Raw genomic sequence first — 25189 nt, forward strand, 5'->3', positions numbered from 1 at the left:
TCTTTTTTATGATGCCAGAGTCAAAAGGTCTTTCATCCACATGAGCTTGCTCATAAGTGGATGAAAGACCTTGGGACTCGCCCCGATATGAGCTTAAAAGCGGGATGATAATCCCACGATATGCGAATGGTGGGTAGGATTGTGGGAGTGTGTAACACAGAACAATCCGTTGGCATCATATGAAAGCAACAGTTCTATCCACATGAGCTTGCAAATTAATCATGTTAAAGTACAGAAGTGAGAAAACACTATCATTAATCATATTGCAATACATGCATTCCTATGATAAACTTTTAAATGTAAATGAGAATCGATTTCAATATTAAAGAATAGAGGTTGATATATGAGCGTTGTAATTATTGGTGGAAATGAATGTATGGAAAGACAGTATAAGAAGATCTGCGAAAAGCATAAATGTAAGGCAAAAGTATTTACCAGAATGAAAGGTAATCTGAAGACGCAGATCGGACAGCCGGATCTTGTGATCCTGTTCACGGCAACCGCGGCGCACAAAATGGTAAAATGCGCGATCAAAGAAGCACAGCGTTCCGGATCAAGAATTGAGAGAATCCACAGCAGCAGTGCAAGTGCACTGGAAGGTGTACTGGCAGAATGTGTAGCAGCTAATTAATTACTCCTTTGTGATAAATCATTATGAAAAGGACATATCCGCTTTTGGATGTGTTCTTTTTATGTTACAATAATTAAAATGCCAGTGAGAGTGTGCAGCACAAAGCGATCCGCAGGCATCATAGTTGGGGCTTTTGCCTCAAACGCCATATTAATATTCAAGGAGGATATAGATACATGAGTTATGCTGATAGAGTGTTTATAGATATGTGCCGTGACATTATTGACAACGGCACCAGTACGGAAGGTGAAAAGGTGCGTCCGGTGTGGGAGGATGGCACCAGCGCTTATACGGTTAAAAAGTTTGGAGTGGTGAACCGTTATGATCTGTCTAAGGAATTTCCGGCGCTGACACTTCGAAGAACTGCGATTAAGAGCTGTACGGATGAGATGCTCTGGATCTGGCAGCAGAAGTCGAACAATATCCATGATCTGCATTCGCATGTCTGGGACAGCTGGGCAGATGAGAATGGTTCTATTGGCAAAGCGTACGGATATCAGCTTGGTGTGAAGCATCAGTACAAGGAAGGTATGATGGATCAGGTTGACCGTGTAATCTATGATCTGAAGAATAATCCATACAGCCGTCGTATTATGACCAATATGTATGTACATCAGGATCTGCATGAGATGGCGCTCTATCCATGCGCTTACAGTATGACATTTAATGTAACCAAGGATAAAGACAGCGATAAGCTGACGCTGAATGCGGTGCTAAACCAGCGCTCCAGTGACGTGCTGACTGCCAATAACTGGAATGTATGCCAGTATGCGGTATTGTTGCATATGCTGGCGCAGGTATGTGATATGAAGGCTGGCGAACTGGTGCACATGATTGCTGACGCACATATTTATGACAGACACATTCCGATGGTTGAGGAACTAATCAACAGAGAGCCGCTGCCGGCACCGAAGTTTTGGCTGAACCCGGACATTAAAGACTTTTATCAGTTTACAAGGGATGATGTAGCATTGATTGATTATGAGACGCATGAACAGATTAAGAATATTCCGGTAGCAGTATAAGATGCAACATAGAATAGATAAGAAAGGATGACGAGAAATGAATTTGATCGTAGCAGTAGATAAGAACTGGGCAATTGGATATGGTAACAAGCTGTTGGTAAGCATTCCGCAGGACATGAAGTTTTTCCGTGAGACCACAAGCGGTAAAGTGGTTGTAATGGGAAGAAAGACTCTGGAAAGTTTCCCGGGAGGACAGCCACTTAAGAAACGCACCAATATTGTACTGACTGGGAATCCAAATTATGAGGTGAAAGATGCAGTGGTAGTGCATGATATTGATTCCCTTCTGGAGGAATTAAAGCAGTATCCGGCAGAAGATGTTTACGTGATCGGCGGCGAGAGTGTGTATCGGGCCTTGCTTCCGTATTGCGATAAGGCATATGTGACAAGGATCGATCATGCATATCTTGCAGATACGTATTTTCCAAATCTGGATGAAGATCCGGAATGGAAAATGACTAAAGTCAGCGACGAGCAGACCTATTTTGATCTGGAATATGTATTTACAATTTACGAACGGGTATAGAGAATATGAAGATTTTGACGATTACGGCACAGAAACCACATAGCACGGGCAGCGGTTTTTACCTTACAGAAATGGTAAAAGGTTTTGCGGCTCTCGGACATGAGCAGGCGGTATTGGCAGGCGTATACAGGGAAGATACGGTGGATTTTCCGGCTGGAACAGTGTTTTATCCGGTACATTTTAAAACAGAAGAACTCCCATTTCCTATTGCGGGAATGTCGGATGAGATGCCTTATGAAAGCACCATATATGGTCAGATGAACGAAGAAATGGTGGAACGGTTCAAAGCTTCTTTTGCATCTTCAATTCGAAAGGCGGCAGAGGAGTTCCGACCGGATCTGGTGATTTGTCATCATCTGTATCTGGTGACATCCATTGCCAGAGAGGTGCTGCCGGAATGCCGGGTATGTGGATTCTGCCATAATACGGATCTCAGACAGATGAAAAAGATTCCACTGGAACGGGAATATATCCGAACACAGATTCCGAAACTGGATGCGGTCTATGCACTGCATGAGGAGCAGAAGAAAGAGATTATGGAGATATATCCGGTAGAGGAAACGAAGATCACAGTTGTGGGCAGTGGATATAATGCATCCGTATTTCACAGGCTCAGTCAGCCGGAAGTTTCGGAAGAAAAGAACGACAAGCATTCATATCGCATTATTTATGTTGGTAAGATTGCGGAAAAGAAAGGCGTGGAAAGTCTGGTGCGAAGTCTTCGGTATCTGCATATGAATGCAGACGAACTGGAAGTGGATCTGGTGGGAGGTGCCGGCAATCATGAAGAGTATCAACGGATATTGAGGCTCGCGGAAGAATCCAGGTATCCTGTGCATTTGCTGGGAAGACTTTCGCAGGCTGATCTGGTAGCATCTTATAATCGAAGTGATTTGTTTGTGCTGGCATCCTACAGCGAAGGACTGCCGCTTACTATAATAGAAGCAATGGCGTGTGGCTGTAAGGTGATCGTAACGGATCTTCCGGGCATCCGTCCCTGGGTAAGCGCAAATGTGGAGAATGCTCCGATATTATATCTGGAGCCGCCGGAGATGGTGAATACAGATGATCCGATTTCAGACAGCCTGGAGAAGTTTGAAAAACGACTGGCGCAGTTGATTGAAGAGAGCAGAAAGATGCCATATCAGGGAGTTCCGGATCTGAGTCGGATTTCATGGGAGAATATTTGTCGCAAGGTGCTGTGTTATTAATAAAACGAAGGTTGACAATACAGAGGGCATCGAGATATAATAATTTCAATAACAGTTCGGAGCGATTAAGGTTCTGAATCATTGATAAATGCTATGACAGGGAGGAGTACATAAGTAGCCAGAAGCCAAGAGAGAAGATGGGTGGTGTGAATCTTCAAGATGGACTTATGGAAGTAGCCCTTGAGCAGTGGATTGAACGCTGTCATAATTATAATAAGACGGTTAGTAGGTTTCAACGCAGTTCCAGCGTTATGGGGAGCGGTATCGGATGCCGGGGGCATTCTGTACTGACAGAGAGCAGAGATGATATCTCTGAAATTAGGTGGTAACACGGATAGTATATTCGCCCTAAGCGTTAGCTTAGGGCGTTTCTTTTTCGTAATATTTACCGGTTATGAGAGGCAGGATACAGAGACAAGGAGGTATACATATATGAGAAAAATCAGTGGAAATAAGCTGCTTGTAAAGGCACTGAGAGAAGAGGGTGTGGATACATTATTTGGATATCCGGGAGCCTGTACCATTGATATCAGTGATGAATTATATAAGCAGGATTACACGAAAGTGATTCTTCCAAGACAGGAGGTAGCTCTGGTTCATGAGGCAGATGCTTATGCAAGATCGACAGGAAAGGTGGGCGTGTGTCTGGTGACCAGCGGACCTGGCGCAACGAATCTGGTGACAGGACTTGCTACCGCTTATTATGACAGTGTACCGTTGGTATGTTTTACCGGACAGGTATCAAGACCTTTGATCGGTAATGATGCATTTCAGGAAGTAGATATTGTTGGTATAACCAGAAGTATTACCAAGTATGGAGTCATGGTTAAGAATCGTGATGATCTGGGACGGATTATTAAAGAGGCGTTTTACATTGCGAGATCCGGAAGACCGGGACCGGTTGTTATTGATCTTCCAAAGGATGTAATGGCTGAACTTGGTGATCCGGAGTATCCGTCAGAAGTTAATATCCGCGGTTATAAGCCGAATACGATGGCGCATGTAGGACAGTTAAAACGTGCGATAAAGATGTTGAATAAAGCGAAACGCCCATTATTCCTGGTAGGTGGCGGTGTGAAGATTTCACATGCCACCGAAGAATTTACAGAACTGGTGAATATTACCAATGTTCCGGTTGTTACAACGATCATGGGAAGAGGTGCGATTTCGACAAATCATCCATTATATATAGGAAACCTTGGTATGCACGGTGCGTATGCCTGTAACATGGCGGTCAGTGAATGTGATCTGTTGTTTTCAATCGGAACCAGATTCAATGACCGAATTACCGGTAAGCTGCATTCTTTTGCACCGAAAGCGCAGATCATTCATATTGATATTGACACAGCAGCAATTTCTAAGAACGTAAAAGTCGATGTACCGATCGTTGCAGATGCAAGAGATGCTCTGACCAGAATGTTGGAATATGTAGAACCTTGTGAGACAAAACAGTGGATAGAGCAGATTGGTGCATGGAAGGAAGAACATCCGCTAGCTGCAAAAGAAAAGCCAATCATGACTCCGAAGGATATTATCGAGACTATTAACCGGGTATTTGATGAGCTGATCCTGGTAACAGATGTGGGACAGCATCAGATGTTTACAGCGCAGTTTGCGGAGATAACAGAGAAAAAACAGCTTCTGATGTCCGGTGGGCTTGGAACTATGGGATACGGTCTCCCAGGTGCTATTGGAGCAAAAATCGGTAATCCGGATACTCCGGTCGTATCCATTTCCGGAGACGGCGGTATGCAGATGAATATCCAGGAGTTAGCGACAGCTGTACTGGAAGAATTACCGATTATTTCCTGCATTTTCAATAATAATAATCTGGGTATGGTACGCCAGTGGCAGAAGTTATTCTATGGAAAGAGATATTCCATGACCTGTCTTCATTCCGGAGCAGCCTGTCGCGGTAAATGCGGAGAGGTGGAATGCCCACCGTATACACCTGATTTTATCAGGCTGGCAGAGAGCTATGGTGCAAAGGGAATCCGTGTAACGAAGAAAGAGGATATTGAACCGGCGTTCCGCGAAGCAATGAAGAGTAAAAAGACACCATATATTATCGAATTCGAGATTGATCCGGAAGATCTGGTGTATCCGATGGTAGAGCCGGGCGGTACACTTCGCGACCTGATTATGGATTGCTAATGTATGACGGTAAATCAGTAGTGGAAGGGAGATAAACGGTATGACACACAACACAATGAAGAAGAGATGGATATCCCTGTTCGTAGAGAATCAGGCAGGTGTACTTTCCAAGATTTCCGGACTGTTTTCAGGTAAAGCCTATAACCTGGACAGTCTGACTGTAGGTACAACGGAAGACCCTACGGTATCGCGTATGACCATCGTGACCATTGCAGACGATGAGACTTACGAACAGATTAAAAAACAGCTCAATCGTATGATCGAAGTAATCAAGGTGATTGATTTTACAGATACATTCGTATGGATGAAAGAGATCATGTACGTCAAGGTGCGCAGATGTGACACTGCCGATAAGGCAGAATTGTTTCAGATCGCTGAGACTTTCAAGGGCAGAGTGGTAGACTATGGAAAAGACAGTGTATTGCTGGAATTTGTTCAGAGCTTTACGAAGAATGATGCAGTAGTGAATCTGATGAAAGAAGAGTTTAACAGTATCGAAGTCGTACGCGGTGGAAGTGTCGGAATCGAGTCTATCAGTATGATGGAGAAATAGTGTGGTGAGGAAATTCAGAACTCGCCACGCCAATTCGCAAAATCTGTCATCGTTGATGCCAGACGCAACAGAGTTGCTTGCTATTTTGCTCATTTGTGTGGCGGCAGCTCTATCCAGAGCTGTACATGGTATAAAATGAATCCATTTTTGTGCAAGCACAATCGGATTCATTTTATACCAGTAGTTCTGAATAGCTGACCTGTTATAAATAAAACCGAGCGCACTCTTGAATTTTGCTATTAATGGTATTATAATGACTTTATTAAATGAAATGACTAGTTACAGAACGGAGGAATGATAATCATGGAAAAGAAGAATATTGACTGGTCTAATATTGGTTTTGGTTATGTGCAGACAGATAAGAGATATGTTGCAAATTATAAAGATGGAGCATGGGACAAAGGTGCTCTTACAGATGATCCTAACATTGTAATGAATGAATGTGCCGGTGTACTTCAGTACGCACAGACATGTTTTGAAGGTCTGAAGGCATATACGACAGAGGATGGACACATTGTTACATTCCGTCCGGATCTGAATGCTGAGCGTCTGATGGATTCTGCAGCACGTCTTGAGATGCCGCAACTTCCAAAAGAGCAGTTTATTGATGCGGTTGATCAGGTGGTTAAGGCTAATGCCGGATATGTACCACCGTATGGATCAGGAGCTACCTTGTATATTCGCCCATATATGTTTGGTATTAACCCTGTTATCGGTGTGAAGCCGGCAGATGAGTATCAGTTCCGTATGTTCTGTACTCCGGTAGGTCCATACTTCAAAGGTGGCGCTAAGCCGATCACAATCAGAGTAAGTGATTTTGACCGTGCAGCACCGCATGGTACCGGACATGTTAAGGCCGGACTTAACTATGCAATGAGCCTTCATGCTATCGTAGATGCACATCAGCAGGGATATGATGAGAATGTATACCTGGATGCTGCTACAAGAACTAAGATTGAAGAGACGGGCGGAGCTAATATTATCTTCGTAACAAAAGATAATAAAGTAGTTACACCGAAGTCTGATTCTATTCTCCCATCTATTACGAGACGTTCTCTGATGTATGTCGCAGAGCACTATCTTGGTCTGGAAGTAGAGCAGAGAGAAGTATATCTGGATGAAGTAAAAGACTTCGCAGAATGCGGACTGTGTGGTACAGCAGCAGTTATCTCACCGGTAGGCAAGATCGTAGATCACGGTAAAGAGATTTGTTTCCCAAGCGGTATGGAAGAGATGGGACCTGTTACCAAGAAGTTGTATGAGACACTGACAGGTATCCAGATGGGCAGAATCGAAGCTCCGGAAGGATGGATTCACAGAATTCTGTAAGATATATGATTTGATTGCTAATAAGAAGAAAGTACAGAAATGTATTTTCTTCTTATTTTTTTCTGAAAACAAACAGTATATAACAGTTGACAACAGTTGGTTGCTGTTATATACTGTTTATACAAGGAGGCGATACAGTGAAGTTGATTATAAATAATTCCTCCATGCAGCCTATTTATGAACAGATCGTTTCGCAGATCAAGGCAGAGATCATGAAGGGAGCACTGAAGGAAGATACAGCACTTCCATCAGTCCGTGCATTGGCGAGAGAACTGAAAGTCAGTGCGTTGACGGTGAAGAAAGCATACGATGAACTGGAAGCAGAAGGCTTTGTCGTTACTGTTCATGGGAAAGGAAGCTATGTGTCCTGCGCAGGGCAGGAGATTATGCTGGAGGAACGGCGCAAAGAAGTGGAGAGTGATCTGGAACAGGCAATTCGCAAGGGAAGAAGCTGTGGCATGAGTAACCGGGAGATTATGGAAGTATTTCAGATTATATTGGAGGATCAGGGATAATGATAGAGATTAGACAGTTGCAGAAGAATTATCAGGATTTTCACCTGGATTGCTCGTTGCGGGTGGAAGATGGCATGATCACTGGATTAGCAGGGAAGAATGGGGCAGGAAAAAGTACGACATTTAAAGCAATACTGGGATTAATTCGTGCAGATGGCGGTGAAGTAGAGGTTTTTGGAAAGAAAGTAGCGGATCTTGGAAAGAAAGACCGGGAACAGATGGGCGTTGTTCTTTCAGATTCTGGAATTAGTGAATACTTGACCGTGGAGGATTTGATACCGGTTATGAAGAATCTGTATACAAAGTTTGATGAGAAATCATTTCGTGAACGATGTGAGCGTTTTAATCTTCCATGTCATAAAAAGATTAAGGATTTTTCGACCGGAATGAAGCGAAAACTCCAGATTAATCTGGCACTTTCCCATGAAGCAAAATTATTGATTCTGGATGAACCGACAGCCGGGTTGGATGTGAGTGCCAGGGAAGAACTTCTGGATATGCTGCGCGAATATATGGAGCCAGGAGATCGTTCGATTCTGATCAGTTCTCATATTGCAACAGATCTGGAAGGATTCTGTGATGATATTTATCTGATTAATGATGGCAAGATTGTACTTCATGAAGACACGGATGTATTACTTGGTAAATATGGGGTATTGAAAGTGACGGAAGAACAATATTGGAAAATTGATCGGAAATATATGGTTGCGGTCAGAAAGGAAGAATACGGATATCGATGCCTCACCAATGAAAAACAGTTTTATCTTGAAAATTATCCGGACATTGTTATAGAAAAAAGTGGTATTGATGAATTGATTCTTATGGAAAAGAAGGAGAAATAGATATGAAAGCAATGCTGATTAAAGATTGGAAGTTAATGAAAGGGCAGAAGCAGTTTATATTTATCTTATGTATATTTCTGGCTGTGTTTGGAGCAACCAGTAATAATCTCGGATTTCTGATTTCTTATATGACATTGATGGCTACGATATTCAGTATATCAACAATCAGCTATGATGAATATAATAATGGAATGGTATATTTATTAGCACTTCCGATCAGCCGCAGGAAATATGTAGAGGAGAAATACTTATTTTGTTTACTGACATCTTTGATAGTGTCAGCAGTGTCCCTGATGGTTACTCTGGGCATTGGAATTGTCCGGTCGACCAATGCAACATCAGAAGATCTGGTGCTCAGTGCGGCAGCAGCCCTGGGAATGGGTGCTTTGATATGTGGCTTTATGCTTCCAATACAACTCAAATTCGGACCGGAGAAAAGTCGAATTGCTATGGCAGTAATGGGAGCTGCAATTTTTGCAATCGCATATGTCATGGCGTGGATTGGTAAAAGAATGGGTACAGATATGGAAAATGTTCTTCAGAACTTTAACAATCTGTCAGAAGGGGTGATAGCGGTCGGCGCAGTCGTGATATGTCTGGCTGTACTGCTAATATCAATATTTATCTCTGTTCATGTGATGGAAAAACGAGAATTTTAGATATGTTTGATCTAACAATGTACAAAGAAAGAGGAAGCTGGTCAGGATACAGCTTCCTCTTTCTTTGCTATTCTGTGACTTTCAATAATCAATCGCACAGTTCGATAAAGGAAAGTCTTATATTCTTCAATTGGCAATGGCTCCTGATACAGAATAGAGTTGTATCCGGCAGAACCGGCAAGCTCAACAATGGTAAAGAGCATAACATCTACATTGTCATAACTGTAATCATCCTCTTCCACCAGTTCTATAAATTCGTCATAAATCTCGCTGTTATCGGACTCTCCGGTGAGGAGAGTATTACGCAGAGCACCCATAACCAGATTCTTAGATATGAAGTTCATAAGTGGCAGATCCTTTACCAATGTATTGATAATGTGATCAATGATAAAGATCAGCTGATTCTCCAGACCATTTACCTGAGCTTCTCGCATGGATCTGCCTGCTTTTTGAAATAAATCGCTGGTCTTATGTGCTACTAATTTGTTCTTGATATCGTATTTGTCTTTAAAATACAGATAAAATGTCCCCTTTGCCACGCCTGCCTGTCTGACAATATCAGAGATGGCAGTTGCATTGGTGCCCTTTGTGGTAAAGAGCTCATATGCAGTGTTCAAAAGAGCTTCTCTTTTGTGTTTCTTGTTCTCATCCACTTTTCCCATAATAAATTACCTCTTAACGATAATTATAACCAATCAGATTCGGATTGCAAGTGGTTTTGGATAAAAATGACTAAAAGTCATATTTTTTTGAAGAAAGTATTGACTGATGGTCATTTTTAAGATATAGTGCTAATTGAATAAATGACTGATGGTCATAAAACGAAAGGAAGTCAGAGAATGGTTAAAGTTGGGAAGAAAATTGTTAAGTACAGAGTCGTTATTCTGATCCTGTCTGTTCTCCTGCTTATCCCATCTGCAATGGGATATTTTGGAACAAGGATTAATTACGATGTACTTACCTATCTGCCTGAGAATATTGAGACGATGAAAGGGCAGGACATTATGGTTAATGACTTTGGAACAGGTGCATTTTCCATGTTGATCGTGGATGGCATGGAAGATAAGGATGTTGCAAAGTTAAAAGAGAAGGTTGAAGATGTCGACCATGTAACAAAAGTATTGTGGTATGATTCCGTATCGGATATATCAATCCCAGAGAGCATGCTGCCAGATAAGTTCTATAAGGCATTTAATTCCGAGACAGGTACGATGATGGCAGTGTTCTTTGATGAATCCACATCAGCGGACAGTACGATGGATGCCATTACACAGATCCGCAAGATTGCGGGTAAGCAGTGCTTTATCAGTGGTATGTCAGCAATCGTTACAGATACCAGAGACTTAGCTGAGAAAGAGACACCGCTGTATGTATTGATTGCGGTAGTTCTGTCAATTATTGTCCTCAGTATTACAATGGATTCTTTTGTAATCCCGGTGTTATTCCTTTTGAGTATCGGAATGGCGATTGTGTATAACCTGGGAAGTAACTATTTCTTTGGAGAAATATCATATATTACAAAGGCACTTGCAGCGGTTTTGCAATTGGGTGTTACGATGGATTATTCCATCTTCCTGATGCACAGTTATCAGGAACAGCAGGTGAGATATAATGGCGATAAAGAGCGTGCAATGGCACATGCTATTTCACAGACATTTTCATCTGTAATCGGTAGTTCCGTTACCACTATTGCAGGATTTTTCGCATTATGCTTTATGAGCTTTACTTTGGGAAAAGATATTGGTATTGTAATGGCAAAAGGCGTTGTACTTGGAGTGCTTGCATGTGTAACGATTCTTCCATCTATGATCCTGTGCTGTGACAAACTGATCGAAAAGACCAGCCATAAGCCGCTGATCCCGAACATTAACCGGCTGTCAGATAAGGTGACAAAGCACTATAAAGTATATGTATTATTATTCCTCATATTGTTACTCCCTGCTATTTATGGCAATAACCACACGGGCGTATACTACAATCTGGATGAGACACTGCCTAAGAATCTGCCGAGTATCGTTGCTAATGAGAAATTGAAAGACGATTATGATATGAACTCTACCCATATTCTTCTGGTAGACAGTTCTGTAGATTCAACAAGTGTTAATAAGATGCTGAAAGAGATTGATAAAGTTGACGGCGTAAAGTGGAGTCTTGGACTTGACAATATCGTTGGACCTGGTATCCCATCAGATATGATTCCAAGCAAATTGACCAGTATGCTGAAGACGGATAAATATCAGATGATCATGATTAATTCTGTATATAAGACAGCATCGGATGAAGTTAATAACCAGGTAGATGAGATCAATAAGATCGTAAAGAAATACGATAAGGGAGCATTGCTGGTAGGTGAGGCACCTTTGACGAAGGACCTGATTGATATTACAGATACAGACTTTAAGATGGTAAGTGCAGTATCTATTGGTGTGATTTTTGTGATTATCCTGTTACTGTTTAAGTCCATCAGCCTTCCGATTATTCTGGTAGGTGTTATCGAATTTGCAATATTCGTAAATATGGGTATTCCTTATTACACAGGCACACAGCTTCCATTTGTGGCTTCCATTGTAATCGGTACCATTCAGCTGGGAGCAACCGTTGACTACGCGATCCTGATGACGACCAGATATCGCAGAGAGCGAAGCCGCGGCGCAAGCAAACATGATGCGATCACTACAGCACATAAGGTATCGGCACAGTCTATTATCGTCAGTGCGCTGAGTTTCTTCGCAGCAACGTTTGGTGTAGGTATGTACTCTAACATTGATATGATCAGTTCATTGTGTGTATTGATGGCACGAGGCGCAATCATCAGTATGATCGTAGTAGTATTCATCTTGCCATCTATGTTCATGGTATTTGATAAAGTCATCGTAAAGACCAGTAAGGGATTTCTTCCACAGTCTGGCGATGATAATAAGAAGAATCAGAATAATAATGATAACAGTAATGATGCTCTTACAGATGGAGCACAGGCATAACAGGAGGTTACGGATATGAACAAGAAGAAAAATATGAGAAGAATGGCTGGAGCCATGGCAGTTGTAGTAGCTGCCGGTGCAGCTGGAACTTGTGGATATCAGAGAAGTGCGATTACTGCAAAGGCAGCTGAGGTAGATACTGAAAAGCTGGAACAGGTAGCAGAAAACGCACTGTCCACCAAGAGTGATGATACAGAAGAAACAGGAACAACAAAGGAAGAATCTGTATATGTAAAAGCCGATCCATCCGGTAAAGTAAAGAAGACAACCGTAACCGAATGGCTGAAGAATACAGGAAATGGTGAATTGTCAGATACTTCTGATCTGAGTGATATCAAGAATATCAAAGGTGATGAGGAATACAAAGAGTCTGGCGACGAACTGAGCTGGGAAGCAGTCGGCGATGACATTTACTATCAGGGAACTACAGACAAGGAACTCCCGGTAGGTGTAAAGATCAGCTACAAGCTGGATGGAAAAGACATCAGCGCCGAGGATCTGCAGGGCAAAGATGGTAAGGTAGAGATCCATATCAAGTACTCTAACACATCCAAGTCTACGCAGGATGTAAATGGAGCAAGTGAGGAAGTATTTACACCATTTACCATGATCACAGCAATGTTGCTGCCAGCAGATCAGTACGAGAATGTACAGATCGACAATGGTAAAGTCATCTCTGATGCAGAACGTCAGATTGTAGTAGGACTGGGATTCCCGGGACTGAATGATAACCTGAAACTGGAAGACAGTGATCTGGAGCTTCCGGAAGAAGTAACGATTACAGCAGATGTTAAGAATGCAACGGTAGAGCCATCTATCACAGTCGCTACTACAGACTTCTTACAGGATCTGGATACAGATAATATTGATGATTTCAGCGACCTGAGCAATTCTATCGATGAGTTGAAAGATGCAACTAATCAGCTAGTAGATGGATCGAAAGAAGCTGCAGATGGTGCAAGCCAGCTGGCAGACGGAGCCGGAACACTGAAGAGCGGTACAGCAGCACTTGCAACAGGTGCTAATACATTGGTAGCAAAAGTCCCAACACTGGTACAGGGCGTGACAGCACTGGATAATGGTGCAAGCGATATCCAGGGAGGTCTGAAGACATTACAGGCATCTGTAGATCATAAGAAAGATGTAACCAATCCGAAAGATCAGTCTGGACTGGTAGAAGGTGCAGCAGATTTGAGCACAGGTGTGAATGATTATACGAATAATGTAGCAGCGCTGAAAGCCGGAATGGAAGCAACGAGTGAAAAACAGCCTAAGTCATTGATGCAGGGGGGAAGTGAACTGGCAGCAGGCGCAAAAGCACTGCAGGCTGGTGTTGAAACATTAAGTACTAATTTAGGAACATTGACAGGGTATACAGACAGTGCGAATAAGAATGCATCAACAACAGCAACTAAGGCAGCAACTCTTGCAAACACTGTAGCAGGACTTACGGCTACAGCGAATGTGGCAGATATTAATGTGACCAAGACAGCAACGTTCGATGACGGTGAGTTGAGAACAGCGTTGAAAAATGAGGGAGTTGCAGATGAGAATCTTGACGCAGCAGTGAATGCTGTAAAGAAAGTGGGAGCAACGGTTACTGTTACAAAAGCTGATTTGGATGGTAAAGTAACAGCATCCGTAAATGGACTTGCAGGCGCAACGGAATTGGCAAATGAGACTGCACAGGTGGCTAGAAATGCAGCAACAGATGCTGCTTATGCAGATGGAACGGCAAAAGGAATCCAGACAGCTGTAGACAAGGGCGATGGAACAGAGAAAAATCCAGTAGGACTTGTGAAATCTTCAAAAGCAGTGGCAGATGGAGCGGCAACAGTTAATGGTGGACTTCAGAGTGTAAATACGAATCTGGGATTATTAACATCTAACAATACAAAGCTTCAGACCGGAGCAGCAGCATTATCTGTAGGATCACAGAAAGTATCCGCAGGTGTTGCTGAGTTGGCAGCTGGATCTGATGAGCTGAAAGCCGGAACAAGTACTCTTGCAGCCGGAGCAAGCGTTCTTGCAAGCGGAGCTACACAGCTTGGCTCAGGAGCAACAGCACTGGATGAGGGAACAGGCACATTGAAGACTGGTGCAGACGCACTTGCAGCTGGCAATGAGACATTGGCAGAAGGTATGGCTGAGTATAAGGCAGAGGCGATTGATAAGCTGACATCACTCTTTGATGGAGATATTGCAAATGTGACAACCAGACTGAAAGCTATTACAGATGCAGGTAAGGATTACAAATCATTCGCAGGAATTAAGTCTGATATGAGCGGACGCACAAAGTTCATCATCGAGACAGAGGGAATTGACGACTAATATCATCGAAAATATATGGCACATGGAGATGTCGGGAAATCAGCAATGGTTTCCCGATGTTTTTACTTTACAGGAAATTGCTTTCCTGTAAAGTAAAAACCGCTCCGCGAGGATGCGCACTGCGGCGGATAAGGTAGATGTCGCAAGCGACCGCCGCAGGCGCGAGAATGTGCCAAGGCACATTCTTTGTTCTGGTTATATATTTCTTAACTAATAGAGTTGATATATGAATTTATTCTGTGTTAAGATAAAAAACACGTGGAATAATCAATATTAGGAGGAAATTATAATTATGGTTGGATATAAGAATATTGATAAAAAAGCGAAATTAGAATTAAGAGATCAGCTGACTTATCAGCAGGGACAGGTAGTCAGCAAGACTCTGGTACAGAATGATGCAGTCAGCGTGACATTATTTGCATTTGAGAAGGACGAAGAGATCAGCACACATGAGTCTGGCGGAGATGCGATGGTAACTGTACTGGAGGGAACGGGAAGATTCACGATTGAAGGAGATGTATTTATCCTTCATGAGGGTGAGACGATCATCATGCCTGCAAAGAAACCGCATGCAGTATACGGAGAAGAGCGTTTTAAGATGCTTCTTACAGTTGTATTCTAGCGGATTGATTATGAATGACAGAACAGATAGTATAGATATTATACGAGTGAGGAATTAATATGGAAGCATATACAAGCTTTGCGGAAGTTTATGATACTTTCATGGATAATGTACCTTATGAAGAATGGGCAGAATACCTGGCAGAACTGCTTCAGGAATACGATATTGAAGATGGGCTGGTATTGGATCTTGGATGTGGAACCGGAAGTCTTACTGAGATCCTGGCTACAAAGGGGTATGACATGATTGGCGCAGATGGATCAGCAGAGATGTTGGAAATTGCCATGGAGAAGAAAGCACAGAGTGGTCATGACATCTTGTATTTGTTGCAGGATATGCGAGAATTTGAACTTTATGGTACGGTACGTGCTGTGGTAAGTGTCTGTGATTGTGTGAATTATATTACAGATGAGAAAGAACTGGAGCAGGTATTCCGTCTGGTGAATAATTATCTGGATCCGGAAGGTATATTTATTTTCGATTTTAATACAGAGTACAAATACAAAGAGATTCTGGGTGAACAAACCATCGCGGAAGATCGTGAGGATTGTAGTTTTATCTGGGATAATTATTATTATGAAGACGAAAGCATGAATGAGTACGAGCTGACACTCTTTATTAAAGAGCAGGACAGCAACCTGTACCGCAAATACCAGGAAATGCATTATCAAAAAGCCTATACATTGGATGCAATGCGGGAGCTTATAGAGTGGTCAGGACTGGAATTTGTGACTGCTTATGATGCCTATACGAGAAAGGCGCCGACAGAGACCAGTGAACGTATCTGTGTGGTAGCAAGAGAACATGGTAAGGGTGTTCCGAATTAGATGTGCAGGTATAATTTAAAGATAGATTAGATCAAGGACAGAAGAGAAAGGAGTTTTTTATATGACAGATTATATTGTCAGAGCGACAGCGGCAGATGGACAGATCCGTGCATTTGCAGCTTATACAAAAGATGTAGTAGAGGAAGCGAGAAGGCGTCATAATACCAGTCCTACTGCGACGGTAGCATTGGGACAGTTGCTGACAGCTGGTACAATGATGGGAGCTATGATGAAGAATGATACCGATATTCTTACATTGCAGATCCGCTGCGACGGACCATTAGGAGGTCTTACCGTAACCGCTGATAATCAGGGTAATGTCAAAGGATATGCAGTTCATCCGGATGTGGATGTACCGGTAAAGAATGGACAGATCAATGTGGCTGATGCATTGGATCTTGGTGTGCTGAATGTTATTAAAGATATGGGACTGAAAGAGCCATACGTGGGACAGACCATTCTGGAGACTAGTGAGATCGCAAAGGATCTGACATATTATTACATGAATTCAGAGCAGGTTCCATCTTCTGTAGGACTTGGCGTGTTGATGAACAAAGATAACACAGTAAAATGTGCAGGTGGATTTATCATTCAGCTGATGCCATTTGCAGAAGATGCAACGATCGATAAGCTGGAAGAGAACTTGAAGAATGTAACATCTGTTACAGAGCTGCTGGATCATGGATGTACACCGGAAGGACTGTTGGAAGCACTTCTTGGCAATCTTGGAATTGAAGTTCTGGATACACTTCCGACACAGTTCCACTGCAACTGTTCAAAAGAGCGTGTGGAAAAGGCGGTTGCCAGTGTTGGACGTGAGGATCTCCAGGCAATGATCGATGATGGTGAAGATATTGAAGTGAAGTGCGATTTCTGTAACAGCACTTACAAATATACAGTGGATGAGCTGAAAGAGATTCTGAAAGAGAGCAACGAAGAAGAGTAAATTGAATAAGACTTGCATGAGAGATTGCTGCAAAAGCAATAGACAAGGAGAAAGGCATGAAACAGGGATTTGTAAAGGTTGCAGCAGTGACACCGTATATCCGTGTTGCTGATGTGGAGTTTAACAAGGAACAGATCTGCAGGAAAATGGATGAAGCGGCAGCGTCTGGAGCGAAGATTATCGTATTTCCGGAGCTCTGCGTGACAGGCTATACATGTAGTGATCTGTTTACACAGGATGTACTTTTGGATCATGCAAGAGAGGTTTTAACAGAGATTGCAGCGCATACCAGAGATATGGATGCGTTGGTATTTGTGGGCGCGCCGCTGGCAGTAGATGGGGAACTGTATAATGTGGCTGCGGCTATGAATCATGGGAAGATTCTTGGACTGACAACGAAGACATTTTTGCCGAATTACGGGGAATTCTATGAGATGCGTCAGTTCAGAGAAGGGCCGGAAAAGGCCAGAGAGATTGAATTTGATGGGGAAATGGTGCCGTTTGGACCAAAGATCCTGTTTACTGCAAAGCAGATGGAACATCTGATTGTGGCAGCTGAGATCTGTGAAGATGTATGGTCGCCGGTGCCGCCAAGCATCGAAGCAGTACGAGAAGGTGCAACAGTGATCGTGAACTGTTCCGCCAGTGATGAGACAATCGGAAAGGCAACATATCGTGAAAGCCTGATTGAGGGTCAGTCAGCAAGACTGATCGCAGGATATATTTACTCCAATGCAGGAGAAGGGGAATCCACTACGGATCTGGTATTTGGCGGACACAATCTGATTGCGGAGAATGGCACAATTCTGGCGGAAAGCAAACGGTTCGAGAATGGAATCATCTATTCAGAGATTGATGTGAATCGTCTGATGAGCGAGCGGAGAAAGAATACGACATTTAAGACAGCAAAGGAACGTACGCTGACGCGTGTGCCGTTTGATATCGAGATTACAGAGACAGAGCTGACCCGTGTATTTCCGTCGCGTCCGTTTGTGCCGAGTGAGAACAGAGAACGAGCAAAGCGTTGTGAAGAGATTCTGACCATTCAGGCAATGGGGCTGAAAAAGAGATTGGAGCATACCCATGCAAAATGTGCGGTGGTTGGTATTTCCGGTGGACTGGATTCTACACTGGCTCTGCTTGTGACGGCAAAAGCATTTGATGCTCTTGGATTAGACAGAAAGCACATTATTTCTGTGACTATGCCATGTTTTGGAACCACAGACCGTACCTATAATAATGCATGCAAGATGTCATTATCACTGGGCGCGGAGCTTCGTGAAGTACCGATCGCAGCAGCGGTTATGCAGCATTTCAAAGATATCGGTCATGATCCGGAAGATCACAGCGTAACCTATGAGAACAGCCAGGCGAGAGAGCGTACCCAGGTCATTATGGATATTGCCAATGCCAATGGCGGTATGGTCATCGGTACCGGTGATATGTCAGAACTGGCACTTGGCTGGGCAACTTATAATGGAGATCACATGTCGATGTATGGTGTAAACGCATCTGTACCAAAGACACTGGTACGCCATCTGGTGCAGTATTATGCAGATACGACAGATGATAAGGAACTGCAGGAGGTTCTGTACGATGTGTTAGATACACCGGTAAGTCCGGAACTTTTGCCGCCAAAAGATGGCAAGATCGCACAGAAGACGGAAGACCTTGTAGGACCATACGAACTGCATGACTTCTTCCTGTATTATTTTCTGCGTTTTGGATATGCACCGTCCAAAATCTATCGGATTGCAAAGTATTCATTCGCAGGAGAATACGATGACGAGACCATATATAAATGGCTCAGAACCTTCTGCTGGCGATTCTTCGCACAACAGTTCAAACGTTCCTGTCTGCCAGATGGCCCGAAGGTCGGAACCGTAGCACTGTCGCCGAGAGGAGACTGGCGTATGCCGAGTGATGCATGCGTGGCAAGCTGGATGCGGGATCTGGAGCAGGTAGTAAGATAATTTGTGAAATATGAGGTGTTCATATGAGAAAAATAACTTGTTATCTGTTCCTTATCCTCATAATGCTGACCGTGACAGGCTGCGGTTATACGAGAGAAGAGAAAAAAGCGATGAAACGTTATGAAAAACAGGGACGTGAAAATGCGAAGAATTATATCAAAGAGAAGTATGGATTTGACGCAGCGATTAAGAAACTGACCTGTGAGACATACAATTCTGGTCCGGTGCCAGATTTTTCACCTTCACCGACTGGAAATGTGTTTGTGAAAATGAATTATCATGGAGAAGATTTCTCGGTTGTTATTTCCGGAGAGAATACGAATACGGATGGAATTGACAATTATCAGCTTAAAAAGATTGCCACAGCATTGAAACAGGAGCTGTATGAAATTACGGGATTTCATGCAGATGGTGTATATGTGAGTTATGGAGAATATGGATCGACAAATGAAGAAAAGAATGGAATGATTCATACATTTTATGACGGAGAGAATTTAGCAGAAATTCTGCAAAATGAATCTTCTAGAGCAGTTATATCCTATGTGAATCATCCAGTGGATCAGATTCCTGTATCGGAAGTGAGCTGGAAGACTGGTGTGGATACCATGTTGCTGGTAGATTATGAGAGTCAGGAAGCGTATCAGTCAGTCTGCCAGCCATATTATAATCTGACTGGATGGCCGATTGAGAATGGTATTGAAGATCAGCTGTATCTGGTGAATGGGTATCGCGTTGTAAATGCGGGCGAAGATAGTTATATGAAATGTGAGAAGAAAATTCAGGATGATATCATTTTAATTACCGAGAAGCCTGAAGAACGAGTTGATCTTGAAAAGTCTGTGTTGGATTCACCGGATAACTGGAACGGAAATGGTTTTATTGATGCGAAACAGGTGGCTGACGCGTATGATGTTGAGACGGGATCTGCAAAAGTATATGTGTATTTTCCAGTGAGAAAATTAAACACAAAAGATGTAGACCGTGCACAGTTGGTTAAACAGTATCAGTATCAGGGCAGGACTTGCTATGATAATATAATCAGCAGAGTGACTGATGATGGAAGATATATCCATGGCATTGTCTACACGAGAGATGAGTTGGAGATAAAAATATCAGTGTTTGTAGATCAAAAATAAAAGTAAAGGACAGAGCTCTGAAAATCTCTCTCAGGTTCTGTCCTTAATCATTAATGACATGTTTTATATGCACAAAAATTGAAACAGTCTTACAGCTTGATATTCTTGAACAGTGATCCAAGGCTTGTTCCAATCTCTTCTGCTTTCGGGATCTCTACCTTTTCTACAATCTCTTCTTCCTCCGGTTTTTCTTCCAGTGCTTTCATGCTGAGACTGATCTTGCCATCTTTGACGCCGATGACTTTAACTTGAACCTCGTCACCTTTCTTCAGTACGTCGCCGACAGATTTGACGCGTTTGCTGCTGATCTGGGAGATGTGTACCAGACCGGACAGACCATTTTCCAGACGGATGAATGCACCGTAGTTCTGAATGCTTTCTACGACACCTGACATAACGCTTCCTGTCTGAATAGCAGCGATCTGCGCTTCACGCTCTTTCTGTTCTTCTTCCTTCAGAATCTCGCGGGCTGAGAGTACCAGACGGTTCTCTGCTTCATTTACATCAATAACGATGACATCTAATTCTTTCAGAAGATAATCTTCCAGATTCTCAATGTAAGAGAGGGACATTCTGGAAGCAGGGATGAATCCGCGCAACCCTTCGACCATGGCAATTGCACCGCCATTTACAATACCTTCGATCTTAATATGAAGGCGGGTCTTGTTGTCCATATAACCTTTGACCACGTTCCATGGATTGGCATCGTCAAAGTGTGCCTCATAGTTAGCCATACTTTCGGCCTGTGTTGCTTCGTTCTGCATAATTTCTTCGCTCATAATGTTCTGTCCTTTCCTCACTGCGTAGCAGCTTTCTCAATCAATTAGTAATATTATATCATAGAGATAACTACAGTTCAAAAGAAAATACGAAGATATGTGAAAATGCGGTTGACGAAAGCTAAAAAAAATGGCAATCTAGATAATAGAGGAATATATTCCAGGGAGATGTATGTATGAATAACAAAACAAAACAAACATATGTAATTGGACATAAGAATCCGGACACAGATTCTATATGTTCAGCAATTGCTTATGCACATCTGAAGAAAGAGATTACCGGAGAGAGGTATTCTGCCAGAAGAGCAGGACAGATTAATGAGGAGACACAGTATGTACTGAAGCGTTTTCAGATGCGGGCACCTAAGCTTTTACCAGACGTTAAGCTACAGCTGCAGGATGCAGAGATCAATAAGATTGAGGGCTGTGGACCGAATGTATCAATTAAGCGTGCATGGGAACTGCTGAAGAAGCAGAAGATGAAGACACTGCCGATTTTAGAGAACGATGAGCTGCTTGGTATTATCACAGCAGGAGATATCGCAAGCTCTTATATGGATATTTATGATAATACGATCCTGGCAGGGGCTAAGACACAGTATAGTAATATCATTGACACCTTGGACGGAACACTGATCACGGGAGATCCGGAAAAATATTTTACAAAAGGTAAGGTATCCATTGGAGCTTCCAGTCCGGATCTGATGACAGAATTTATCGCACCGGACGATTTGGTAATCTTGGGGAACCGTTATGAATCACATTCCTGTGCGATTGATATTAATGTCAATTGTATCATCGTGTGCCAGAATGCAGTGGTATCAGAGGTATTGGTACGGAGAGCAGAGTCACAGGGAATTGTGATCATCCAGACACCGTATGACACATTCAATGTAGCGAGATTGATCAATCAGAGTATTCCGGTGAAGCATTTTATGACACCGAAGGATCAACTGTGTAAGTTCTACATAGATGATTATATTGATGATATTCGTGAAGTAATCACGAAGCGTACATTCCGAGAGTTCCCAATTCTGAATAAGCAGGGCAAGCTGCAAGGATTCGTATCCAGACGTCGTGTCATGAATGTAAGTAAGAAGCAGGTGATCCTCGTAGATCATAATGAGAGATCGCAGGCAGTAGATGGACTGGAAGAAGCAGAGATTATGGAGATCATCGATCACCACAGATTGGGGAATATTGAGACTGCAGGTCCAGTATATTTCCGGAATCAGCCAGTAGGATGCACGGCTACGATTGTTTATCAGATGTATCAGGAGCATGGAGTAGAGATTACACCACAGTATGCAGGTATTCTGTGTTCAGCGATTATTTCCGATACATTGATGTTCCGTTCTCCGACTTGTACAGCAATCGATATCTCTACCGCAGAGCATCTGGCTCGGATCGCAGATGTTAATATGGAAGAACTGTCGGCAGCGATGTTTAAGGCAGGAAGCAATCTGGAAGGAAAGACTCCGAAAGAACTCTTCTACAGAGATTTCAAACAGTTCCGTGTAGGAGATATGCAGTTTGGCGTTGGTCAGATTAATTCTATGGATGCAGAAGAGATTAAGAAGATGAAGGAGATGCTGAAGGATTATCTGCAGAAAGCATTGAGAGACAATCGTGTAGATATGATATTCTTTATGCTGACTAATATTATGACAGAATCTTCTGAGATTCTGTGCTGTGGACAGAATGCAAAGCAGATAGTGATCGAAGCTTTTGACCTTCCGGAGGATTCAGAAGAGATCATACTTAAGAAAGTGGTGTCCAGAAAGAAGCAGGTCGTACCGCTTTTGATGTCTACATTGCAGCATTAAGACAACATTGGGAGAGCAGGATGACGAAAGAAACATGGAAAGCAGGTAACATGATTTACCCTTTGCCGGCCGTTATGGTTAGTGCGGCAGACAAAGAAGGCAATCAGAATATTATTACGATAGCATGGACCGGAACTGTGTGCACGAATCCGGCGATGTTATATATTTCCGTCAGACCGGAACGATACACCTATCATATGATCAAAGAGACGGGTGAATTTGTGGTGAACCTTACGACGAAGGATCTGGTCTATGCGACAGACTGGTGCGGCGTGAAGTCTGGCAGGGATGTAGATAAGTGGAAAGAGATGAAACTGACACCGGAGAAAGCAGAGAAGCTTGCATATGCACCGATGATTAAGGAGAGTCCGGTGAATATCGAGTGTAAGGTGACAGAGATCAAAGAACTTGGAAGTCATCATATGTTTCTGGCGGAAGTGCAGGCAGTGCATGTGGATCAGGCATATATGACAGAGACTGGCAAGTTTGAACTGAATAAGACAGGACTGGTTGCATATTCTCATGGTACTTATCTGGAGACTGGGAAACCAATCGGCACATTTGGTTACAGCGTGCATAAAAATAAAAAGAATACTAAGAATAAAAAGAAGAAAAAATAATAAAAGACGTTTGCGTGACTATCGTTCATGCAAACGTCTTTTTATCTTGTATTATCGGTTCTCCAAAGGCTTTACCTTTATTCGGTAGATTCGCTTTAACAGCAGTGCAGACAGGATTACGGAAACGATCTCTGCAATCGGGATAGCCCACCATACCATATGTAATCCGAACAGCTTAGCAAAGATAAATGCGACCGGAAGGATGACGAATAACTGTCTGGCAGCAGATACGAGCAAGCTGTAGACGCCATTTCCCAGTGCCTGGAATACAGATCCGGCTACAATACAGAATCCAGCGAACAGGAAACTGAGAGAAATAATCCGCAGTGCCGGTTCTCCGATGGACAGCATATGTTCGGAAGCATTGAACAGCGCTTTCATCAGGAAGCCTGGAATGGTCTGGAAAATGATCAGACCGATTACCATAATCCCGATCGCGATCAGGATACTCATGCGGATTGTGTCGGTAATACGTTTTTTATGTCCGGCACCGTAATTGTATGCGATGATCGGGATCATTCCATTATTCATACCAAATACCGGCATGAAGATAAAGCTCTGCAGTTTGAAATATACACCATATACGGTTGCGGCAGTAGAAGAGAACATCAGCAGGATCTTATTCATACCAAATGTGGTGATAGATCCGATCGACTGCATGATGATTGATGGTACGCCGACGCGGTAAATGGCTGATATGGTCTGCTTACAAGGACGGAAGCTTCTCATGTTAATGCTGATTTCGCGGTTCTTCTTTATATTGAAGTAGAAAGAGAGAAGAACAGCGATGACCTGACCGATTATAGTGGCAATTGCAGCTCCGGCAACTTCCAGTCTGGGCAGACCGAACAGTCCGAAGATCAGAATCGGATCCAGAATAATATTAATGATCGCGCCGAGTCCCTGAGTGATCATGTTGTAAATGGTCTTGCCTGTGGACTGTAGCAGTCTCTCAAATGTAATCTGCATGAAGATACCGACAGACATGACACAGATGATAGTCATGTACTGTGTACCGTATTTGACGATCAGCGGGTCGCTGGTCTGCGCTGAGAAGAATGCATGCGAACAGGTAATGCCGATCACAGCGAATACGATACAGCTTATGATGCCGAGAAAGATACCGTTGCGGGCAGCGCGGTTGGCGCCCTTGAAATTCTTCTCGCCTAAGTTCCTTGACAGTAATGCATTGATACCGACTCCGGTTCCGGATGCCACTGAGATCATCAGAGTCTGGATCGGAAATGCCAGTGATACAGCTGTAAGAGCTTCTTCACACAACTTGGCAACGAACATGCTGTCTACAATGTTATACAGAGCCTGCACGAGCATGGAGATCATCATCGGCAGGGACATAGAAATAAGTAGTTTGGGAATAGGCATGATGCCCATTTTGTTTTCTGTTTGTACTGTCTGACTCACGAGTACTCTTCCTTTCTTAACTATAAAAATATGTGAATATTTTACCGGGGTTATCCGGTCTGTAACAAAGCGTACAGCGGCAATTATAACATTTTCATATATATAATGCAATGTGCAACATACCCTATTTAGCATTTTCATATGATAAATAAGGAAAATGTGTGAGGTATGGAAACGGATTATGAGAATGAATGGAAAAAAAGATGGTGTGCTGATGGCGTGTTACGCCTGTTTACTGGTGATTGGCGGATTATTAACATGGTTGAAATATGACTATAATG

The 25189-nt window shown here is 42.9% G+C and carries 22 protein-coding genes and 1 other annotated feature; of the genes, 19 read left to right on the forward strand and 3 right to left on the reverse strand.

Annotated features, from left to right (window positions below; translation table 11 throughout):
• Nucleotides 1-343 precede the first annotated feature (343 nt).
• The 10 genes from DWZ93_RS01040 to DWZ93_RS01090 all read left to right on the forward strand — a co-directional run bounded on the left by DWZ93_RS01040 (nt 344) and on the right by DWZ93_RS01090 (nt 9445).
• Entirely contained in the window at nt 344-631 is a 288-nt protein-coding gene (locus tag DWZ93_RS01040; protein ID WP_118383334.1) for a DUF2325 domain-containing protein, read from the forward strand.
• Between the two features lie 176 nt (nt 632-807).
• Entirely contained in the window at nt 808-1656 is an 849-nt protein-coding gene (gene thyA, locus DWZ93_RS01045; RefSeq protein ID WP_118451735.1) for a thymidylate synthase, read from the forward strand.
• A gap of 37 nt (nt 1657-1693) precedes the next feature.
• The gene (locus DWZ93_RS01050) at nt 1694-2182 is read left to right on the forward strand and encodes a dihydrofolate reductase (protein ID WP_118383336.1); all 489 of its coding nucleotides are present in this window, start codon (nt 1694-1696) and stop codon (nt 2180-2182) included.
• Nucleotides 2183-2187: 5 nt separating this feature from the next.
• Nucleotides 2188-3393, forward strand: a complete 1206-nt coding sequence (locus DWZ93_RS01055) for a glycosyltransferase family 4 protein (RefSeq protein WP_118383337.1) — start codon at nt 2188-2190, stop codon at nt 3391-3393.
• Between the two features lie 84 nt (nt 3394-3477).
• Nucleotides 3478-3747, forward strand: a binding site (T-box leader).
• A 78-nt stretch (nt 3748-3825) separates the two neighbouring features.
• Nucleotides 3826-5547, forward strand: coding sequence for a biosynthetic-type acetolactate synthase large subunit (gene ilvB / locus DWZ93_RS01065; protein WP_118451736.1), 1722 nt, complete (start codon nt 3826-3828; stop codon nt 5545-5547).
• A 40-nt stretch (nt 5548-5587) separates the two neighbouring features.
• Nucleotides 5588-6100: an acetolactate synthase small subunit gene (ilvN, locus tag DWZ93_RS01070; protein ID WP_118383340.1), complete on the forward strand. Its 513-nt coding sequence runs from the start codon at nt 5588-5590 to the stop codon at nt 6098-6100.
• 303 nt (nt 6101-6403) lie between these two features.
• Entirely contained in the window at nt 6404-7429 is a 1026-nt protein-coding gene (locus tag DWZ93_RS01075; RefSeq protein ID WP_118383341.1) for a branched-chain amino acid aminotransferase, read from the forward strand.
• A 137-nt stretch (nt 7430-7566) separates the two neighbouring features.
• Nucleotides 7567-7944 carry a GntR family transcriptional regulator gene (locus DWZ93_RS01080; protein WP_118383342.1) on the forward strand — a complete coding sequence of 126 codons (378 nt, stop codon included), beginning with the start codon at nt 7567-7569 and terminating at the stop codon, nt 7942-7944.
• On the forward strand, nt 7944-8786 hold the full coding sequence (locus tag DWZ93_RS01085; RefSeq protein WP_118451737.1) for an ABC transporter ATP-binding protein: 843 nt from the start codon (nt 7944-7946) through the stop codon (nt 8784-8786). Before DWZ93_RS01080 ends, DWZ93_RS01085 begins: the two co-directional genes overlap by 1 nt.
• Before the next feature lie 2 nt (nt 8787-8788).
• A complete protein-coding gene (locus DWZ93_RS01090) occupies nt 8789-9445 on the forward strand; it encodes an ABC-2 transporter permease (RefSeq protein WP_118451738.1) in 657 nt (218 codons plus the stop codon).
• A gap of 41 nt (nt 9446-9486) precedes the next feature.
• Here DWZ93_RS01090 and DWZ93_RS01095 read toward each other — a convergent pair whose 3' ends face one another.
• Nucleotides 9487-10107, reverse strand: coding sequence for a TetR/AcrR family transcriptional regulator (locus tag DWZ93_RS01095; RefSeq protein WP_118451739.1), 621 nt, complete (start codon nt 10105-10107; stop codon nt 9487-9489).
• Between the two features lie 177 nt (nt 10108-10284).
• On the opposite strand from DWZ93_RS01095, the gene DWZ93_RS01100 reads away from it, so the two are divergent.
• From DWZ93_RS01100 to DWZ93_RS01130, 7 genes are all read left to right on the forward strand, one after another.
• The gene (locus tag DWZ93_RS01100) at nt 10285-12426 is read left to right on the forward strand and encodes an efflux RND transporter permease subunit (protein WP_118451740.1); all 2142 of its coding nucleotides are present in this window, start codon (nt 10285-10287) and stop codon (nt 12424-12426) included.
• Nucleotides 12427-12441: 15 nt separating this feature from the next.
• Nucleotides 12442-14757 (forward strand): hypothetical protein, encoded by a 2316-nt coding sequence (locus tag DWZ93_RS01105; protein WP_118451741.1) that lies wholly within the window; start codon nt 12442-12444, stop codon nt 14755-14757.
• Nucleotides 14758-15049: 292 nt separating this feature from the next.
• A complete protein-coding gene (locus tag DWZ93_RS01110; RefSeq protein WP_118451742.1) occupies nt 15050-15379 on the forward strand; it encodes a cupin domain-containing protein in 330 nt (109 codons plus the stop codon).
• A 59-nt stretch (nt 15380-15438) separates the two neighbouring features.
• Nucleotides 15439-16206, forward strand: coding sequence for a class I SAM-dependent DNA methyltransferase (locus tag DWZ93_RS01115; protein ID WP_118451743.1), 768 nt, complete (start codon nt 15439-15441; stop codon nt 16204-16206).
• Between the two features lie 61 nt (nt 16207-16267).
• Complete coding sequence (hslO, locus tag DWZ93_RS01120) at nt 16268-17152, forward strand: Hsp33 family molecular chaperone HslO (RefSeq protein ID WP_118383350.1); 885 nt, start codon at nt 16268-16270, stop codon at nt 17150-17152.
• A gap of 56 nt (nt 17153-17208) precedes the next feature.
• Nucleotides 17209-19125 (forward strand): NAD(+) synthase, encoded by a 1917-nt coding sequence (locus tag DWZ93_RS01125; protein ID WP_118383351.1) that lies wholly within the window; start codon nt 17209-17211, stop codon nt 19123-19125.
• A 23-nt stretch (nt 19126-19148) separates the two neighbouring features.
• Nucleotides 19149-20261, forward strand: coding sequence for a hypothetical protein (locus DWZ93_RS01130; RefSeq protein ID WP_118451744.1), 1113 nt, complete (start codon nt 19149-19151; stop codon nt 20259-20261).
• A gap of 89 nt (nt 20262-20350) precedes the next feature.
• Here the strand turns inward: DWZ93_RS01130 and DWZ93_RS01135 are convergent, their stop codons facing one another.
• Complete coding sequence (locus DWZ93_RS01135) at nt 20351-21040, reverse strand: S1 RNA-binding domain-containing protein (RefSeq protein WP_118451745.1); 690 nt, start codon at nt 21038-21040, stop codon at nt 20351-20353.
• 176 nt (nt 21041-21216) lie between these two features.
• Between DWZ93_RS01135 and DWZ93_RS01140 the strand changes: the two genes are divergently transcribed.
• Together DWZ93_RS01140 and DWZ93_RS01145 are read left to right on the forward strand one after the other, a co-directional pair.
• Entirely contained in the window at nt 21217-22866 is a 1650-nt protein-coding gene (locus DWZ93_RS01140; protein ID WP_118384058.1) for a putative manganese-dependent inorganic diphosphatase, read from the forward strand.
• 20 nt (nt 22867-22886) lie between these two features.
• Nucleotides 22887-23486: a flavin reductase family protein gene (locus DWZ93_RS01145; protein ID WP_118384059.1), complete on the forward strand. Its 600-nt coding sequence runs from the start codon at nt 22887-22889 to the stop codon at nt 23484-23486.
• Nucleotides 23487-23537: 51 nt separating this feature from the next.
• Here DWZ93_RS01145 and DWZ93_RS01150 read toward each other — a convergent pair whose 3' ends face one another.
• Nucleotides 23538-24908: an MATE family efflux transporter gene (locus DWZ93_RS01150; RefSeq protein ID WP_243007118.1), complete on the reverse strand. Its 1371-nt coding sequence runs from the start codon at nt 24906-24908 to the stop codon at nt 23538-23540.
• Between the last annotated feature and the right edge of the window lie 281 nt (nt 24909-25189).

It is taken from the genome of Dorea sp. AF36-15AT, assembly GCF_003477705.1.
Classification (GTDB): Bacteria; Bacillota; Clostridia; order Lachnospirales; family Lachnospiraceae; genus Claveliimonas; species Claveliimonas ammoniilytica.